This window comes from Blautia sp. AF32-4BH, from assembly GCF_003460565.1.
In the GTDB taxonomy this organism is placed as follows: Bacteria; Bacillota; Clostridia; order Lachnospirales; family Lachnospiraceae; genus Fusicatenibacter; species Fusicatenibacter saccharivorans.
In genome coordinates, this window is record NZ_QTVL01000002.1 from 366,673 (window position 1) to 381,127 (window position 14,455).

Sequence of the window (14,455 nt, forward strand, 5' to 3'; positions counted from 1 at the left end):
CTTATTTTCTATTTCTTATTTCACCATATCCTCTTTGATAATTCCATGCTCTTTTAAGAGATCTCCAACTACATTTCCATCTACCAGTTTCAGCAGAGGTTTTTTCAGCAGGTTGAGCGGTCCAGGAAGCTCGATTTCCAGCGGGGATTTTCCATCCATCAGTTTCACGGAGCTGTCCAGCAGGTCGCGGATATCGTAAACGCTGCCCCATACTTCCGGCACGCCGCGGTCTACGCCGAGGAGTCCGTAAACAGCTTCCATTGCGGTACGAACGGAATACTCTGTCGTGAAGATGGTATCTCTTGGTGTCTCAGCGAACTGTCCGAGGAATGCGAAGTTGACGCAGCCATCCGGGATGACATCCGGGCGGTCGCCCTTTCTTCTTGGCATAAAGAATGCGGTGATGTACGGCATCATGGTCGGTACGCAGACAGCGCTGTTCTCTGCCAGCTCCGGAATCTGGTCAACCGGCACGCCGAGGTGGTACAGCCACTCTTCGGTGATCTCTTTACCAGTGCACTCTTTCATCGGTTTCTTCACATAGTCGCCAGGTACATCGGTGAACAGGCTGTAAACCCATACGCATACCTTATCTTTATCCTGCTCTTTGAACTGTCCCTGACGGTTGATGGTCCAGCTTAAAAGCCACTTGGAATCCTGGCAGCTTACGATACCGCCGGTAACAACCTTTCCGGTTCTCGGATCACGTTTGCAGATATTGGTGATATACGGAATGATCTTATTGTCGAGAGTGGTAATTGTTGCGGATTCCCAGTTTGTCTTTGCAATATCGGAGCAGAATTTCTCTGGATGTCCAAAGGACGGATCCTGTTTTGCAATGTTTTTCCACAGGCTCCAGCAGCCGCTCGTGCGGACCTCTGCATCACCGTTCGGTGCATGGTTCTGATCGCCGTAGATCGTGCCTTCGGTGCAGCTTCCGTTGGTAACGAAGACGAGGTCATTCTCGGTGAGAACGATGCCTTTCTCGACGCCGTTTACCTTGCACTCGATGGCTTTTGCTACTTTCTTTCCATCGTTGATTTCAAAGATAACGTTGGTTACTTCGGTATTGAACTGGAAGTCTACGCCGGCATCCTCGAGGTATTTCTTCATCGGAAGAATCAGGGATTCATACTGGTTGTACTTCGTGAATTTCAGTGCGGAGAAGTCCGGCAGTCCGCCGATGTGGTGAATGAACCGCTGGAAGTACAGCTTCATCTCCAGTGCACTATGCCAGTTTTCAAATGCAAACATCGTTCTCCAGTACAGCCAGAAGGTGGAATTGAAGACTTCATCATCGAAAACATCCTCGATCGTCTTGTCGTACAGATCCTCGTCTCTTGTCATGAAGAGTTTCATGATCTCCATGCAGCCTTTCTGGCTCAGGTTGAACTTGCCGTCGGTATGGGCATCCTCGCCGCGGTTCTTCGTTGCACGGCACAGGGAGTAGTTCGGGTCTTTTTTGTTCAGCCAGTAATACTCATCAAGAACGGATACACCAGGTGTCTCAATTGACGGGATGCTGTGGAACAGATCCCACAGGCACTCGAAGTGGTTTTCCATCTCACGGCCGCCTCTCATGATGTAGCCGCGGGTCGGATCGTAGATACCGTCGCAGGCACCGCCGGCGATGTCCATGGCTTCCAGAATGTGGATGTGATCGCCTTTCATCTGGCCGTCTCTTACAAGGAAGCACGCTGCTGCGAGGGCTGCGAGGCCGCTTCCTACGAGGTATGCGCTCTTCTCATCGACGCCTTCCGGTTTTTCCGGTCTTGCGAAGGCTTCGTAGTTTCCGTTGGTGTAATAAATGCCTTTGCTGTTTTTCCTATCTTTTCCGCGCTCGGTGTTGCGGTAATCATTCTTTGGTTCTGATGTTACAGTGGTTTTCTCCGCTGCTTTTTTTGCTTCACTCTTGTTTTTTGCCTGCAGCACTGCTGCTCCAGCTCCGATGACTGCTGCTGATGCGATTCCGACTTTTAATCCTTTTTTTGACATAGACGTTCATCCTTTCTTTTCTAAATACGACTGCCGGAATGTTTTTTCGAATTTCCGGTTCGTATAGGTTATGCTGCTTTCTTTGTTTTACAAGTTTCTATTTGTGTTGCCATTGTCTGTTGACAATTTGAATCTTACTTCATTTTTCCCCGCTTTTCCATTTACAAAACAGGGCGGATGATTAAATTTTTATCATCCGCCCTGTTTTGTAAAGTGTAACTATATTTTATTTCTTTTTTCAAAATTTCGGATGGAATTGACGACATTTCCTTCCATCGTGCGGTGCATTTTTTCCGCAATCATATGGTAATCCACTTTCATTCCGTCTTTGATCCAGTCGAGCATGACACCGGTAAAGCTATACTTATAGAAATCTGCGATAAAACTCTGATCCGCCTCGGAGATGCCGGTTCCCTTTGCTTTTTCCTGTACGACACCGTACAGCAGATCGTGCGTCAGATGAAAGAGATATGTTTCGATCTGCTCCCGGCTTACAGAGTGATAGACATTCATAATAAATGGTTTATTCTCGAGCACTGCCTCAAAAATCTGCTGCAGGCCTTCCTGCCATGTCTCATACGTTTTCTTTCCCTGCAGCGCCTGCGTCGCATCCTCCAGGCACGACCATTCGACAAGATCATAGATATCCTTAAAATGATAATAAAACGCCATCCGGCTGATGCCGCAGTCTGTCGTCAGATCGTTGATCGTAATTTTGTCCAGCGGCTTTTTCAAAAGCAGCTTTTTTAATGACGCTTCCAGCGCCGCCTTTGTCGCATTTGTCATGTATTTCCTCCATTTTTCTTTTATGTACCCTCGGAATCTTTCTGTTCGAAACGCTTCTATGCTTTTTCATTGTAGCATATCCATTCTCCAGAAACAACTGCGCAGCCCTTCTGATCAGACTTTACAAAAAGTTTAGAAAGTACCGTAATACCAGTAAATTCAATACTTTCCGTCGTTCTGTTAGCACTCTTTTTTCTCGAGTGCTAATTTCCCCTTGACTTTTCCCTGTGCCAGTATTACTATAACTATCAGAGCAGTAAAAAAGCTGCAGACATCTAAAAAAGCATGATATCCCCGCTTTGCTGGATCAAAATATTTTTATAAGAAAAGGAGTGTGTTTCTCATGAGTGCGAAACATGGAAATCTTTCAATCAACAGCGACAATATTTTCCCGATTATCAAAAAATGGATGTATTCCGACCACGATATCTTCGTCCGCGAGCTCGTTTCCAACGGCTGCGATGCCATCACCAAACTGAAAAAACTCGACGGCATGGGCGAATATACTCTGCCGGATGACTACAAAGCAGCCATTCAGGTGATTGTAAACCCGGATGAGAAAACCTTAAAATTCATCGATAACGGTATCGGTATGACCGCAGACGAAGTCGAAGAATATATTACCCAGATCGCCTTCTCCGGCGCTACCGAATTTCTGGAGAAATACAAAGACAAAACGAATTCAGATCAGATGATCGGCCACTTCGGTCTTGGTTTCTACTCTGCTTTCATGGTAGCAGATGAAGTTCACATCGATTCTCTTTCTTATAAAGAAGGATCCACCCCGGTACACTGGACCTGTGACGGAAGCACCGAGTACGATATGTCCGAGGGCAGCAAGACAACTGTTGGTACCGAAATCACTCTGTTCCTGAACGAGGACTGCCTGGAATTCGCAAACGAATACCGTGTCCGCGAAGTTCTGGAAAAATACTGCTCCTTCATGCCGGTTGAAATTTTCCTGTCCAAAGCAAATGCGCCGCAGGAATACGAGACCATCGATGAAAGCGAATTAAAAGACGACGACGTTGTCGTAGAGCACATCCACGAGGACGCAAAATACGAAGAGAAAGAAAAAGAAGACGGAACGAAAGAGCAGGTTGAAGTTTCCCCGGCCAAAGAGAAAGTAAAAATCAACAAACGCCCGGTTTCCATCAGTGATATCCACCCGCTGTGGACCAAACATCCAAACGAGTGCAGCGATGAGGATTATAAAGAATTCTACCGCAAAGTCTTCAACGACTACCGCGAGCCGCTGTTCTGGATCCACCTGAACATGGACTATCCGTTCAACCTCAAAGGTATCCTCTACTTCCCGCGTATCAACACCGAGTACGATTCCATCGAGGGAACCATCAAGCTGTACAACAACCAGGTATTTATTGCCGACAACATCAAAGAAGTCATTCCGGAATACCTGATGCTCTTAAAAGGCGTCATCGACTGCCCGGATCTGCCGCTGAATGTATCCCGAAGCGCACTGCAGAACGACGGATTTGTCAAGAAGATCTCCGAGTACATCTCCAAGAAATTCGCTGACAAGCTCTCTGGCATGTGCAAAACCGACCGTGAGAATTACGAGAAATACTGGGATGATATCAACCCATTCATCAAATACGGATGCATCAAGGACGAGAAATTCTCCAAAAAGATGATGGACTATATTCTGTTCAAGAACATCGACGGAAAATATCTGACTCTTGAGGACTGCATCAACGAGAATAAGAAAGAAGAAGCTCCTGCAGAGAACACCGAGGAGAAGGCTGAAACTACGGAGAATACCGAAAATACGGAAAACGCTGACGAGAAGAAAGAGCCGGAAAAAACGACTGTTTACTACGTCACCGACGAAGTTCAGCAGAGCCAGTACATCAACATGTTCCGCAGCCAGGGCATGGATGCTGTCATCCTGAAACACAACATCGACTCCGCTTTCATCACCCATGCAGAGCGTTACAACGAGCATGTAACCTTCCAGCGCATCGATGCAGATCTGACCAACGATATGAAAGACGAGTCCGGTGAGGATCTGACCGACGCTACAAATGCTCTGACCGATCTCTTCCGCAAAGTCCTCGACAAGAAAGACCTGACCGTCAAAGTTGAGAACCTGAAAGACGAAAATGTATCCTCCATGGTAACGCTTTCCGAGGAGAGCCGCCGGATGCAGGATATGATGAAGATGTATGGCATGACCGGCATGGATCCGTCCATGTTCGGCGGACAGGAAACCCTGATCCTGAATGCAAAACATCCGCTCGTTCAGTACATTCTGAAGAATGGCGAGAACGACAACACATCCCTGTTCTGCGAGCAGCTGTATGATCTGGCAATGATCAGCCACAAACCGCTCTCTCCGGACGAGATGACAAAATTCGTAAGCAGAAGCAATCAGATTATGATGCTCCTTGCAAAATGATAAAGCACAGGCACAGCAAAACGCACCTCTTATAAAACACGCCGGATTTCTGGAATTTACCAGATGTCCGGCGTGTTTTTTCCTGCTTTTTTACTTTACGATTTCTGATCCAGATGATAGAATAATTCTATTCGCCCTATTGAAAAATAAGGAAAATCACACGAAAGGTCTGGTATTTATTTCTATGAAAAAAGGAAAGCCATCCGCCCTGCTCCCGATCGCCGTTTTTCTGGTGTTTTATCTGGGGCTCGGCATTTATTCCGAGTATATTTTAAAAATTCCGATGGGCTTCTACAACATCCCCATCGTCGTCGCGTTTCTGGCAGCGATCCTCGTCGCCTGTCTGCAGAACCGCAGTGTCCCGTTTGAAGAAAAGCTCGCCCTCATGGGACAGGGCATCGGGGACAAAAACATCATCACAATGCTGCTGATCTTCCTCGCCGCAGGCACGTTTGTCGGCGTTGTCGGAAGGAGCAGTGCAGAGAGCATTGCCTATTTCATGCTCTCCTGGATTCCGGCAAAGTATGCCGTCGCTGTGCTCTTTGTCGTTGCCTGCTTCGTCTCCACGGCCATGGGAACCTCCGTCGGAACGATCACGCTTCTCGTGCCGATCGCCGCTGCTGTTGCCGAGACCTCCGGCTTTTCGCTGGCGCTCTGCGTCGCCTCCGTCATGGGCGGATCCATGTTCGGCGACAACCTCTCCTTCATCTCCGACACGACAATCGCCGCCTGCAACGGACAGGGCTGCGAGATGAAAGACAAGTTCCGTGAAAACTTCTGGATCGCTCTCCCGGCTGCTCTTGCCGCGCTGGCGCTGATCCTTGTAATCTCCTTCCGACAGGCGCCGGGCACACCGGTCGTCCACGAATACCATCTGCTGCAGATGGTTCCGTACCTGCTCGTGCTGATCGGCGGCATCGCGGGCATTCAGGTGTTTGTCGTACTCCTTATCGGTATTGCTTCCGGTGCCGTTATCATGCTCGGTACGGGACAGACGACGCTCTTGGATATGCTCTCCAGCATGGGAAGCGGCACTTCGGGTATGTTTGAGACATGTATGGTTGCGATTCTTGTCGCTGCGATGTGCGCGCTGATCCGGGAAAACGGCGGCTTTACTGTCCTGCTTCGTGCCATTCACAAAATCTTCCGCGGAAAAAAGGGCGGCCAGCTCGGTGTCGGCATTCTCGTCGCGCTGCTCGACATTGCGACCGCAAACAACACCGTCGCGATCGTCATGGCAAACCCGATCGCAAAGCAGATGTCCGAGGACTACGGCATCACCCCACGGAAAACGGCATCGCTCCTCGATACCTTCTCCTGCATCTCACAGGGCATCCTGCCGTACGGCGCGCAGATGCTCGTGGCGATTTCCGCGGTGCATGAACTGGGATATGAGCTCTCCGCCTTTGAAATCATGGCAAACCTCTTCTATCCGGGCATGCTGCTTGTCAGTTCGCTGATCTTTATCTTCGTTCTGCCGGATCGGAAAAATGCCGAAAGCAATGCTTAAAAAGTTCCGTATCGGATCAACTCAAAAAATTATGTTAAAATGCCCACCGATTTCACTTTTTCGTTTGATTGGCGGGCATTTTTTTGCCTTTTTTGGCAAAAATAGCCAAAATTGCAGTAACATTTACGGTTGAAATTCTTTTACGCGGGTAGTATAATCGGGGTCGTGACATTGAGAAGAAGTGATGTTATGTGGGTTATGGGGAGAAAGGACAACAGAAAAAGTGAAATTATTAAGACAGTTCCTTGTAATTATGGCGGTTTCGTTCGTCGGAGAAATCCTGCACGCCGTGCTGCCGCTTCCGATTCCGGCAAGTATCTACGGCCTTGTGCTGATGCTGGCGCTTCTGATGACGGGGGCATTAAAACTTGATGCCGTCGAGGACGCAGGCAAGTTTATGATTGAGATCATGCCGGTCATGTTCATTCCGGCGGGCGTCGGCCTGATGGAATCCTGGGGTGAATTAAAAGCCGTTCTCGTTCCGGTTCTCGTGATTACGCTCGTCAGCACCATCGTCGTTATGATTGTGTCCGGACGCGTGACACAGGCGGTCATCCGGCTGGAAAAGAAACACAAAGGAGGGGACGCAAAATGACAAATATGCTCTGTGAATCTGCATTTTTCGGCGTTGTCATCAGCCTTCTGGCGTATGAGCTCGGCATGCTGTTAAAGAAAAAATTTGGGCTTCCGATTTTCAATCCGCTGCTGATTTCCATTGCAGTCGTCATTGTATTCCTTGCTGTTTTCGATATCGATTATCAGAATTATAATGACGGTGCAAAATACTTGAGCTATCTGCTGACTCCTGCAACGGTCTGCCTTGCGATTCCGCTGTATGAGCAGATGGAGGCATTGAAAAAGAATATCAAAGCCATCCTCGCCGGTATTCTCTCCGGCGTGCTGACGAGCCTTACCGTGGTTCTCGCGCTGGCGCTGATCTTCAATCTGAATCATAAAATGTATGTAACACTGCTGCCGAAATCCATCACAACGGCCATCGGCATGGGTGTTTCGGAAGAACTCGGCGGTGCGGTGACGATCACGGTTGCCGTTATCATCATCACGGGTGTGCTGGGAAATATGCTGGCGGAGACGCTCTGCAAGCTGTTTCACATTGAGGAGCCGATTGCAAAGGGCATCAGTATCGGATCGGCCTCCCATGCGATCGGTACGGCGAAGGCCATGGAGATGGGCGATGTCGAGGGCGCGATGAGCAGCCTTTCGATTGCAGTTGCAGGTATTCTGACTGTGGTCGGAGCGTCGATTTATGCGATGTTTATCTAAAAACGAACACTGATAAAAAACAGAAAAAATCCGGGAATGGAAAGCAATGTAAAACTTTCCGTTCCCGGATTTTCTATCCCTGAAATTCTATAACTAAAAATTAAAATTCCGACTGCAGAAACTCTTCAATAAAAAGAAGCGCAGTAGCACTCCGGCCCTTCCGGGTCGATGCAGATATGCTCGAGCGTTCCGCTGTGCATCGAAAGCTCCATCGTCAGATCCTGCACAATCTGCTGCTTCGCCATCTGGCGGTGCTCATAGATGTACTGATACACACTTTTCTTATTAATCTTTTTAACGTAATTGTGGTAATACTCTTTTCGTTCACGCAAAAACGTCCTCTCTTTTACCGCTCCATCACATTGATCGACTCGATACCGACGCTTCCGCCGCGCACGACTTCGATCTTGCTGAATTCCTCTTTCATCAGCTTCACAACTGCATCGTTTTTCGTCGCCGTCTGGACAAACTCGAGCAGCAGGCTGTCTTTTCCGTAGTCGATGACCTTCGCCTTGAACGTCTCAGCGATCTGGAACAGCTCGACTTTGTCAGCTGCGCTGCAGTTGAATACCTTGATATACAGAATCTCTTTCATGCGCACAAACACGTCGGTGAAGTCGATGACTTTGATGACCTCGACCATGCGGTTCAGCTGTTTTTTGATCTGCTCAAACGTCTCATCGTCACTGACCGTGGCGATCGTCATACGCGATACGGTCGGGTCCTCGGTCGTTCCGACGGTCAGGCTGTCCAGGTTATAGCTTTTTGCGGAAAAAAGCCCGGAAATCTTGGAAAGGACACCAACCTGGTTTTCTACGTACAGTGAAATCCATCTTTTTTTCATTCCCTTATTCATCGCGCTCTCCTCCTAACAGTCCATAATCATATCTTCGAGCGTTCCGCCCGGCTTGATCATCGGGTAAACCATCTCCTCCGGATCGATGATAAATTCGATGATTGTCGGAGTCTTGGTGTTTTTCTTCGCCTCTTCAAACGCAGCCGCGATATCCTCTTTCTTCATGACACGGATGCCTTTTGCGCCGTAACTCTCAGCCAATTTGATAAAATTCGGCGTGTATTCCGGGTACTCTTCTCCGTCTGTTCTGCGGGAAAGTGCACCGGCGCGCAGGTTTGTCATGCTGTACCGTTTGCCGTAAAACAGTTTCTGCCACTGGCGTACCATGCCGAGGTATTCATTATTGAAGATACACAGGATGACCGGCAGCTCCTCGAGAACGGCAGTCGCCAGCTCCTGAATATTCATCTGCATACCGCCGTCACCGGAAATCGCGATGACCGGTTTGTCCGGGTTGCCGATTTTTGCTCCGATCGCGCCCGGAAGGCCGTATCCCATCGTTCCAAGGCCGCCGGACATGATGATCTGGCGGTTTTCGGTAATGTCGACGTACTGACTTGTCAGCATCTGGTGCTGTCCGACGTCGGTGACGATAATCGCATCGTCAAACTGCTCGTTGATCGCGTTGAAAATATCGAGCGGTCCCATCACGCCGTTCTGGCGCATCGTCAGCGGATGCTCGTTCTTCCAGGCATCGATCTGGGCAAGCCATTTCGATGTGGAGCATGGCTCTACGTACTCTGCCATCTTCGTGATCGCCTCTTTTGCATCGGCTACGATCGGGATATCGACATGGATGTTTCGAGAGATCGAAGCGGTGTCTATGTCGATGTGGACGATCTGCGCGTGCGGGGCAAATTCATGCAGCTTTCCGGTGATACGGTCATTGAAACGTGTTCCGATCGAGAACAGCAGATCGCACTCGCTGACTGCCATATTCGCCGCATACGCGCCGTGCATGCCAAGGTTTCCGATGAACAGCGGATGTTTCGTGGAGATCGCGCCGCGTCCCATAACGGTTGTGACAACCGGCACCTGTGTTTTCTCGACCACTTCGCGGAACACTTCCTGCGCATGTGCGATGTTGACGCCGCCGCCGGCAAGGAACAGCGGGCGTTTTGCTTTCGAAAGCATCTTTAACGCACGTTTTAACTGGCCGATATGAACGCTGGTGTTCGGTTTGTAGCCGCGGATGTTGACGTTTTTCGGATACTCTGCGCTGCCGAACTCTGCCATGACATCTTTTGGAAGGTCAATGAGAACCGGGCCCGGTTTTCCGGTGCGTGCGATGTAGAATGCCTCTTTGATGATGCGTCCGAGATCTTCACGGTTTCTTACCGTCACGCCGTATTTCGTGATGCTGCGGGTGATGCCGACGATATCAACCTCCTGGAATGCATCGTTTCCGATGAGGTGGCGGGCTACCTGTCCGGTGAAGCAGACAAGCGGAACGCTGTCGTAGTTTGCCGTTGCAAGACCGGTGACCAGGTTGGTTGCACCAGGGCCACTGGTAACGAGGCATACGCCGACTTTTCCTGTCGTTCTCGCATAGGCATCCGCCTCATGCACCAGCGCCTGCTCGTGGCGCGGTAGAACGATTTTGATTTCATCCTGTTTGTAAAGCTCATCGCTGATGTCAATGGTGCAGGCTCCCGGATAACCGAAGAGATACTCGACACCCTCCTCCTTCAGAGCCTTTACCAGAAGTTTGTTTCCTGTAATCTGTTTCATATGAAAACCTCCTGTTCTAAATTTGCTGCATAAAAAATCCCCGAACATAAAACACCTTTTCTGTGCCTTACGTTCAGGGAGAATGTTTCCATCCACGGTACCACCTGAATTCCAGAAGAATACACTTCTGCTCATTCCGTACAGGATTTAACTTTTTTCATCCGATACGGCATCCCGGTAACGTGGGAACTACGTTGGAGCCTACTTGGAAAACATTGCTGTCCGCTTTTTCTGTTCAGTCCACTGCTCGAGGGCTACTTCCGCAGGCACGCTCACGGAGATTCTCACCAGCCATCTCCTCTCTTTGCTTTGCGCCGCCAGGTACTCCTCCCTGTCACTGCATTTTAGGTTTTGTTTTTTCTTAAATTACTGTCTATTATAGTCGGAAATGCCGCTCGTTGTCAATCGTTTCGCGCCCTTTTCTTGACTTTTCGCCCTGCGTGTGCTTTACTTAATCAGGTTTGTCTAATTAAAATAAGGAGTTTATACCCATAATGATTACATACACACAGGAAGAACTCTCTTCCATTGTTCACGCATTTGCTTTCCCGGGAACGATTACAGACTGGACGCCGCATGGGAACGGCCATATCAACGATACGTTTCTGGTGCGCTCCACCGAAAACGGCGTCCTCCGCAAATCGATTCTGCAGCGCATGAACCGCACCGTTTTCCACAATCCAACGGAGCTGATGCAGAATATTGCACAGGTAACATCATTTCTGCGGAAAAAAATCACAGCCGCAGGAGGAGATCCATTCCGCGAGACGCTGAACCTGATTCCGACGACAGACGATGCTTGGTTTTTCGTCGATGAGCGCGGAGAATTCTGGCGCGCATTTCTCTTTATTTCCGATGCGTCCTGCTATGATGCCGTGACAGATCCAAAGCTGTTTTACGAGACCGGTAATGCTTTCGGCCGCTTCCAGCAGATGCTCTCCGATTTTCCGTCCGCCTCTCTTTTCGAGACGATCCCGGATTTCCACAACACACCACTCCGCTACCAGGCGCTTTTACAGGCGGTACAGGCGGATCCGAAAGGACGGCTGAAAAACGTTTCGGATGAGATGGCGTTTTTCCTCGACCACGCAGACGATTACGGCGTAGCCGAGCGCATGAAGGCCTCGGGCGAGCTGCCGCTCCGCGTAACGCACAACGATACGAAGCTGAACAACATTATGATTGATGACAAAACCGGCGAGGGCATCTGCGTCATCGACCTAGACACCATTATGCCGGGACTGTCGATCTTTGACTTCGGCGATTCGATCCGCTTCGGCGCGAATACGGCCGCTGAGGACGAACAGGATGTCTCGAAGGTGTCTCTTTCCCTTCCTCTCTTTGAGAGCTATACAAAGGGCTTTCTCGCAGGCTGCGCAGGCTCTTTGACCCGCGCGGAAGTCGAAATGCTGCCGATGGGTGCAAAATTAATGACCCTCGAATGCGGCATCCGTTTTCTCACCGATTACCTGATGGGCGATACCTACTTCAAAACCGCTTACCCGGAGCACAACCTCGTACGGGCGCGGACACAGATCGCGCTTGTAGCGGATATGGAGGAGAAATGGGGCGAGATGGAGAACATCGTCGCACGGGCTTCGTTTTCCCACTAAGCACCCGCATAAATTCACAGCATCCAAAAGACACAGCTGGAAGTATCTTTCTGCCTCCTGCTGTGTCTTTTTTGTTATCTTTCTACTATACAATATGTTTTATATTATGCTCTCGGAACGCTGACAATCCGCAGATCGTATTTCTTCAGCATCTCGCCGCCCTGTACTTTCTCGCCGGTCAGGATATCTTCTTTTCCGTCGAAGACTGCCGGAAGCGGAATCTCCTCATCTTTGAAGTTGATGATAAAGTACAGATCCTCGCCGTCTGCCTGGCGTTTTGTGATCTCGAGTGCTGTTGCTTCTCCAATCACCGGCTGGATGGCTGCGCTGTCTGCTGCCATAGCAAGAACTTTTGCAAGGCCGCTCTCAGAAAGGTCGGTTCCGACATAATATACGGTTCCTTTTCCGAACTGATTTTTTGCAACAGCAGTCATGCCTGCATAGAAATCGCTCTCATACTGTGCGATTTCTTCAGCTCCTTCGAGGTGCATCAGGTCACATACGAGACGGCACTCTTCCTCGGTTCCGTCTGCGAAACGGATCTTGTTTCTCTGCTCCGGTGCAAGAGCGTCGATCTCTTCTACCCATACGCCTGCCATTTTTCTGAGCGGTCCCGGGTATCCGCCGAGATGAACGTTGTCCGACTGTCCGACGATACCGCTCATGTAGGTGGTGATGAGGGTTCCGCCTGCCTGTACATAAGCCTCCAGTCTCTCTGCCACACCGTCTTTTACCATGTAGAGAACCGGTGCTGCAACGAGGTCATATTTGGAGAAGTCCGCGTCGATCGGGATCATATCGACAGCGATGTTCTTGTTATAGAAGTAATTGTACATCTGCTCGATCTGGTCTACGTAACGTAAATCGCGGTTCGGTCCGCTGGTGTACTCCAGTGCCCAGTAGTTTTCCCAGTCGAAGATGATGCCGACTTTTGCGTGGTTCTCGGAGCCCATCACACGGCTTCCGATTTTCTCCAGTTCTTTTCCGAGCTGGGTTACCTCACAAAAGACACGGGTATCTGCGGTTCCTGCGTGTGCGATAACAGCACCATGGAATTTCTCGCATCCGCCGACGCTTCTTCTCAGCTGGAAGAACTGAATCGTGTCTGCGCCGTGTGCAACGGTCTGATAGCTCTGTGCGCGCATCTGGCCCGGTTTCTTTAAGGAGTTGTACGGCTGCCAGTTCTGCTGGCTCGGAGTCTGCTCCATCAGCATGAACGGTGCGTCTTTGAGGCCGTGCATCAGGTCGTGGGTCATAGCTACGTGGCTCCATGGTGTATTGTAGCTCGGGTAGTTGTCCCAGGATACGATATCCATTTCTTTTGCCCACTTGAAGTAGTCGAGACCTTTGTACGTTCCCATCAGGTTTGTGGTGATCGGTGTTTCTTTGTCGTATTTGCGGATCGCGTCACGCTCCATTTTGTAGTTGTTCAGCATGCCGTCGGAGTTGAAACGCATGTAGTCGAGGGACATTCCTGCAAATGCAGTGCCGCTTCCCCATGGCATTCCGTCTCCCAGATCGTTCGGCGGTACAATCTCGTCCCAGTCGTAGATGGTGTGGCCCCAGAACTCCATGTTCCATGCCTTGTTGACTTCATCGAGTGTTTTGTATTTGTCTTTCAGCCATACGCGGAACGCTTTTGCACAGTTCTCGCAGTAGCACTCGCCGCCGTACTCATTGCTGATGTGCCAGCAGACGATGTTTTTGTTGTCGCCGTAACGCTCTGCCAGTTTTTCTGCCAGGCGCTTTGCATATTTCTGGAAAACCGGGCTGTTCGGGCAGGCATTGTGGCGATGACCGAATTTGTGATGGCGTCCTTCGAAATCGGTTCTTGCCACTTCCGGATAACGGTGTACCATCCATGCCGGGAGTGCGCCGGTGGATGTTGCCATGACGATCTGGACGTCCTCTTTTGTCAGGGTGTCTACGATCTCATCGAGCTCTGTAAAGTCGTACTCATTCTCGGACGGCTGGATTTTTGCCCAGGAAAATACGTTGATCGTGGTGCTGTTGATGCCGGCCTGATGGAAAAGTTTCATATCCTCATCCCAGATCTCTTTTGGCCACTGGTTTGGGTTGTAGTCTCCTCCGTATAACATTTTTTTGAATTTTGGCTGCATTTTTTTGATTCCTCCTGTGTTTGGATATCTCGTTTTGATGGCTCTATTATATACTGGTCTTTGTGAGAAAAGTATGATATGCTTGTCTAAAAAGTATGAATTTTCGAAACTCATTCCGGAATCTTATTTTAGACTTTTCTT

11 protein-coding genes and 1 other annotated feature are annotated in these 14,455 nt (G+C 49.5%); of the genes, 5 read left to right on the top strand and 6 right to left on the bottom strand.

The genetic code is table 11. The features are described from left to right. Positions 1–15: 15 nt before the first annotated feature. Positions 16–1,995: an oleate hydratase gene (locus tag DWZ44_RS04520; RefSeq protein ID WP_117804317.1), complete on the bottom strand. Its 1,980-nt coding sequence runs from the start codon at positions 1,993–1,995 to the stop codon at positions 16–18. A gap of 219 nt (positions 1,996–2,214) precedes the next feature. Further along, positions 2,215–2,781, bottom strand: a complete 567-nt coding sequence (locus DWZ44_RS04525; RefSeq protein ID WP_022461989.1) for a TetR-like C-terminal domain-containing protein — start codon at positions 2,779–2,781, stop codon at positions 2,215–2,217. Positions 2,782–3,124: 343 nt separating this feature from the next. Between DWZ44_RS04525 and htpG the strand changes: the two genes are divergently transcribed. The 4 genes from htpG to DWZ44_RS04545 all read left to right on the top strand — a co-directional run bounded on the left by htpG (position 3,125) and on the right by DWZ44_RS04545 (position 7,994). Then, positions 3,125–5,200 carry a molecular chaperone HtpG gene (gene htpG, locus DWZ44_RS04530; RefSeq protein ID WP_117804318.1) on the top strand — a complete coding sequence of 692 codons (2,076 nt, stop codon included), beginning with the start codon at positions 3,125–3,127 and terminating at the stop codon, positions 5,198–5,200. 184 nt (positions 5,201–5,384) lie between these two features. Beyond that, entirely contained in the window at positions 5,385–6,710 is a 1,326-nt protein-coding gene (locus DWZ44_RS04535) for a Na+/H+ antiporter NhaC family protein (protein WP_173816124.1), read from the top strand. A gap of 223 nt (positions 6,711–6,933) precedes the next feature. Next, positions 6,934–7,305: a CidA/LrgA family protein gene (locus tag DWZ44_RS04540; protein WP_117804340.1), complete on the top strand. Its 372-nt coding sequence runs from the start codon at positions 6,934–6,936 to the stop codon at positions 7,303–7,305. Beyond that, the gene (locus tag DWZ44_RS04545) at positions 7,302–7,994 is read left to right on the top strand and encodes an LrgB family protein (RefSeq protein ID WP_055267500.1); all 693 of its coding nucleotides are present in this window, start codon (positions 7,302–7,304) and stop codon (positions 7,992–7,994) included. The genes DWZ44_RS04540 and DWZ44_RS04545 overlap by 4 nt, the downstream gene beginning before the upstream one ends. Positions 7,995–8,119: 125 nt before the next feature. Here the strand turns inward: DWZ44_RS04545 and DWZ44_RS04550 are convergent, their stop codons facing one another. Genes DWZ44_RS04550 through ilvB form a run of 3 tightly spaced genes read right to left on the bottom strand, consistent with a single transcriptional unit; the run spans position 8,120 to position 10,581 of the window. Then, positions 8,120–8,326 (bottom strand): hypothetical protein, encoded by a 207-nt coding sequence (locus tag DWZ44_RS04550; protein ID WP_117804319.1) that lies wholly within the window; start codon positions 8,324–8,326, stop codon positions 8,120–8,122. A 14-nt stretch (positions 8,327–8,340) separates the two neighbouring features. Then, on the bottom strand, positions 8,341–8,850 hold the full coding sequence (gene ilvN, locus DWZ44_RS04555; RefSeq protein ID WP_117509738.1) for an acetolactate synthase small subunit: 510 nt from the start codon (positions 8,848–8,850) through the stop codon (positions 8,341–8,343). Positions 8,851–8,862: 12 nt separating this feature from the next. Next, complete coding sequence (ilvB, locus tag DWZ44_RS04560; protein WP_022463091.1) at positions 8,863–10,581, bottom strand: biosynthetic-type acetolactate synthase large subunit; 1,719 nt, start codon at positions 10,579–10,581, stop codon at positions 8,863–8,865. Between the two features lie 71 nt (positions 10,582–10,652). Continuing rightward, positions 10,653–10,928: a binding site (T-box leader), on the bottom strand. Between the two features lie 147 nt (positions 10,929–11,075). On the opposite strand from ilvB, the gene DWZ44_RS04565 reads away from it, so the two are divergent. Continuing rightward, complete coding sequence (locus tag DWZ44_RS04565) at positions 11,076–12,194, top strand: phosphotransferase enzyme family protein (protein WP_117804320.1); 1,119 nt, start codon at positions 11,076–11,078, stop codon at positions 12,192–12,194. Positions 12,195–12,298: 104 nt separating this feature from the next. On the opposite strand, the gene DWZ44_RS04570 is transcribed toward DWZ44_RS04565, so the two are convergent. Next, entirely contained in the window at positions 12,299–14,314 is a 2,016-nt protein-coding gene (locus DWZ44_RS04570) for a beta-galactosidase (protein WP_117804321.1), read from the bottom strand. Between the last annotated feature and the right edge of the window lie 141 nt (positions 14,315–14,455).

Bases quoted from the DNA above. Each gene is read 5' to 3' on its own strand.
- DWZ44_RS04520 (WP_117804317.1), bottom strand. From the start codon at position 1,995: ATGTCAAAAAAAGGATTAAAAGTCGGAATCGCATCAGCAGCAGTCATC.
- DWZ44_RS04525 (WP_022461989.1), bottom strand. From the start codon at position 2,781: ATGACAAATGCGACAAAGGCGGCGCTGGAAGCGTCATTAAAAAAGCTG.
- htpG (WP_117804318.1), top strand. From the start codon at position 3,125: ATGAGTGCGAAACATGGAAATCTTTCAATCAACAGCGACAATATTTTC.
- DWZ44_RS04535 (WP_173816124.1), top strand. From the start codon at position 5,385: ATGAAAAAAGGAAAGCCATCCGCCCTGCTCCCGATCGCCGTTTTTCTG.
- DWZ44_RS04545 (WP_055267500.1), top strand. From the start codon at position 7,302: ATGACAAATATGCTCTGTGAATCTGCATTTTTCGGCGTTGTCATCAGC.
- ilvN (WP_117509738.1), bottom strand. From the start codon at position 8,850: ATGAATAAGGGAATGAAAAAAAGATGGATTTCACTGTACGTAGAAAAC.
- ilvB (WP_022463091.1), bottom strand. From the start codon at position 10,581: ATGAAACAGATTACAGGAAACAAACTTCTGGTAAAGGCTCTGAAGGAG.
- DWZ44_RS04565 (WP_117804320.1), top strand. From the start codon at position 11,076: ATGATTACATACACACAGGAAGAACTCTCTTCCATTGTTCACGCATTT.
- DWZ44_RS04570 (WP_117804321.1), bottom strand. From the start codon at position 14,314: ATGCAGCCAAAATTCAAAAAAATGTTATACGGAGGAGACTACAACCCA.